The sequence below is a fragment of the Nitrosomonas eutropha genome (assembly GCF_003201195.1).
In the GTDB taxonomy this organism is placed as follows: Bacteria; Pseudomonadota; Gammaproteobacteria; order Burkholderiales; family Nitrosomonadaceae; genus Nitrosomonas; species Nitrosomonas eutropha.
Genome location: NZ_QICQ01000068.1, coordinates 1 through 3183 on the forward strand (window position 1 = coordinate 1; position 3183 = coordinate 3183).

3 protein-coding genes and 1 pseudogene are annotated in these 3183 nt (G+C 58.4%); 2 read left to right on the forward strand and 2 right to left on the reverse strand.

The window, feature by feature from the left end; all coding sequences use genetic code 11:
• A partial coding sequence (locus C8R14_RS14485) for a helix-turn-helix domain-containing protein (RefSeq protein ID WP_373605819.1) occupies positions 1–173 on the reverse strand: 173 nt, incomplete at its 3' end.
• Between the two features lie 27 nt (positions 174–200).
• Complete coding sequence (locus C8R14_RS13070) at positions 201–2690, reverse strand: cation-translocating P-type ATPase (RefSeq protein ID WP_011635262.1); 2490 nt, start codon at positions 2688–2690, stop codon at positions 201–203.
• Positions 2691–2853: 163 nt separating this feature from the next.
• On the opposite strand from C8R14_RS13070, the gene C8R14_RS14490 reads away from it, so the two are divergent.
• Both C8R14_RS14490 and C8R14_RS13080 read left to right on the forward strand, forming a co-directional pair.
• Positions 2854–3102 carry a transposase gene (locus tag C8R14_RS14490; protein ID WP_074710709.1) on the forward strand — a complete coding sequence of 83 codons (249 nt, stop codon included), beginning with the start codon at positions 2854–2856 and terminating at the stop codon, positions 3100–3102.
• A pseudogene (locus C8R14_RS13080) lies at positions 3024–3183 on the forward strand (IS481 family transposase); the annotation flags it as partial. The gene C8R14_RS14490 and the pseudogene C8R14_RS13080, both read left to right, overlap by 79 nt.

Below are 3183 nucleotides of genomic sequence, written 5' to 3' on the forward strand. Positions count from 1 at the left end.
CATCGCTTGCGTACCTGATACACCCACATGCGACTCACCTCAAAGCGCCGGGCAATTGCCGTTGGACCTTCGCCACGATCCAACGCACCCAGAATGCGATTCCGAAGATCTTGTGAATAGGCATGCATAACCTTCCCCATCAGTTGTAATAGAGAATAGTCTATTACATGCATATATTTAAATCAAAAATGCTCTAGCGGTCACGTCGCCGCCCTTCCTGGGCCGCATATAGCAAGCAGGCGCGGCAACCATCTCAATGCCGGCAGCAAGGACACCAGCAAGCCCCCACCCACGGCAATGGCCCAGTCGTCCCCGTGCAGGGGCGTGATATGCAGCCACGACGATAGTAACGGGATCTGCACCAATATAATTGACAGGGCCAAGGTTACCAGCACGACGGTCCATGCAACGGCGGTGCGCAGGCCACTAAGGGCTGCTGTGACGGTGGCACTGGCTACGGTCAGTGCCACCAGGGCCATGGCGCGGGCGTGTTCCACGTCGCGTTCCGCGCCCAGGCTGTGATCGTAGCCGAACATCAGTATGCCCGTAATCAAGGTGCCTACCGAAACGATGCCCAGCCACTCCCACGGACCATAGAAGCGGATGCGGTGTCCGCGATGAATCGGTTCCAGGCGACCACGCGAGGGCAGGCTCTGAAAGACCAGCAGGGCTGTGGGATGGATAATCAGCTCCAGCCATACGATATGGATGGGCAGATAGAGCAAAGGGTAACCAGCGAACGGGATTAGTGCTGCCGACAGAACCAGCGGCAAATGGATCATGAGCAGGTACTGGAAGCTCAGCTTCAGATTGGTGAACAGTGTCTGTCCTTCCGCGATGGCATGGACGATGCTGCCGAAGTTGTCGTCGAGTAGGACGATAGCGGCTACCTCGCGTGCACTCTGTGTGCCACGTTCACCCATAGCAATGCCTACGTCGGCTGCCTGCAGCGCCGGCACATCATTAACCCCATCACCGGTAACGGCGACAATGTCGCCGCACCCCTGTAGTGCCTTCACGAAGGCAAGCTTTTGCGAAGGGATGGCCCGTGCGATCACATCTACGCCGTGAAGAAATCCGGGATCTTCCCGCAGACGGTTCTCCACCTCGTCGGCCAGCACGATGGTTGGTGTACCACCGCCCAGGCCCACCTCATTGCCGACAGCGCGAGCGGTGGCCGGGTGATCTCCGGTGACCATGATGACGTGAATACCTGCCTCGCGACATTCACGAATGGCCCCATCAACACCTTCGCGCACAGGATCCTCGCAAGCGAGCAAGCCGGCGAAGCCAAAGCCGCGATCGGGCTCACCGCCTGACCATTGAGCTTCATCCAACTCGCGCCAAGCGCAGGCGATCACCTTGTGCCCCGTGGCGGCGAATTCGTCGACAGCAGCCAGCCAGTGCTGCCGTGCGGTCTCATCCAGCGCGGACATTGCGAGTATGGTCTCCGGCGCCCCCTTGCTGGCCACGAGCAGCTTACCATCTGTGTCGCGCACGATGCCTGTCTCGCGTTTCCGATCTTCGGTGAAGGGAAAACTGACAAAGCGCTTCTGTGGTGCCTCAGCCACTGCCTGCAGGATTGCGATATCCAGCGGGTCGCCGCTCTCTCCGCGGGCGGCGATCGCTGAGAAATACAGCAACTGCTGCTCGTTGAGCTTCGGGCTGGCAATGCAATGCACCACCTTTAACCTGCCTTCAGTGATGGTGCCGGTCTTATCCGAGCAGATGGTGGTGACGCGCCCAATATTCTCGACAACGACGGCACGGCGGACAAGTGCTTGTCGCTTGGCAAGGCGGAATACACCGACCCCGAGGAAGAAGGTGAAAACTGCCGGAAACTCCTCCGGCAGCGCGGCGACGGCCAAAGTGATCGCGCTCAGCAGGGCATCAACCAGGCCATGCCCCTGCTGCCAGCGCACATAGGCGAGCGTTAGACACAGCAGCAGCGCTGCCACGACCAATACTCCCACCAGATTGCTGACGGCGCGCTGCAACGGTGTGCGGTCGTGGCTGCTGCTCAGGGCCGAGCGCACTATCTCGCCATACAAGGTCTCCGCGCCGGTGTAGACGACCCGTAGTCGGGCAGTTCCAGTAAGCAGACGTGTACCGGCGAGCCCCCAATATTCCTCATCGACAAGCGGTGTCGACCCTGCTGCTTGTGGTTCAATGGGGTGCTTGCGTACAGGGTAAACTTCACCGGTGAGCGCCGACTCGTCGACCTGTAGTGCCTCCCCAGTGAGCACGATCGCATCGGCTGGAAACGAGCCCCCTGCCCCAACTTCAATGAGGTCGCCCGGCACTAGGTCGGCGGCTGGAATCGTCTCTAACTGATCATCACGCATGACCGTGGCAAGGGGCGCTAGGCGTCCGCTCAGTCCCTCCGTGGAGGCTCGCGTGCGGCGATGCAGAAATGCGTCCATACCAATCAACGGGAACAGTGCAACCAACAGGATCACCGCCTCACGCGTATCGCCGATCAGGGCAAACAGGGCACTGGTCCCGATCAGGAACCAAAGCATGGGATCCTTAAGGGTGTCACGCAGCAGTTCTCGCCAGCCGCCCGGCGCAACGCCCAAGACATTGTTCGTTCCGTAGCGAGCGCGCTGTGCCTGCACCTCCGCGGCACTCAATCCGCATTGCTGATCATCAAGTTCTATCAGGCGGTCGGCTGGGATGAAACGACGCATGGATGAGATCCTCTGTAGTGTTCGGTATAGCTCAAGAAGGGGCCCTGTCTTGTGTACCTAAGGCTTCGGCATAGCGACGGTAATGCTAGGACAGGTGCCGTGTTCTGGTCTAATACTTCCGGACACTTTGTTAAGCCTGTAAAACAGCAAAGGGAGGTAGTTTATGATAGCTATTAAAGAAACGCGACGCAAATATTCATCTGAGTTCAAGCAGGAAACGGTGGCACTGGTTACGCAGCAAGGTTACACCGTATCCCAGGCAGCTGAGGTGGTTAATTGTTTAGTCCCACGGTGTGCCGGTGTAACATATAACCAGCTACGGAGGGATGATTTATGGGACAGATATTACACGGAAGCGCCCGCACGACAGTGGCGGTGCGTCGAGCGATACAAAATAGTCAAGAGAGTCTGAATGTTCTGGCCAAGCGGCATGGGATTAATCCAAAAACGGTAGCGAAGTGGCGGAAGCGGGAATTCACCCACGATGCACCGA

Bases quoted from the DNA above. Each gene is read 5' to 3' on its own strand.
- C8R14_RS13070 (WP_011635262.1), bottom strand. From the start codon at position 2,690: ATGCGTCGTTTCATCCCAGCCGACCGCCTGATAGAACTTGATGATCAG.
- C8R14_RS14490 (WP_074710709.1), top strand. From the start codon at position 2,854: ATGATAGCTATTAAAGAAACGCGACGCAAATATTCATCTGAGTTCAAG.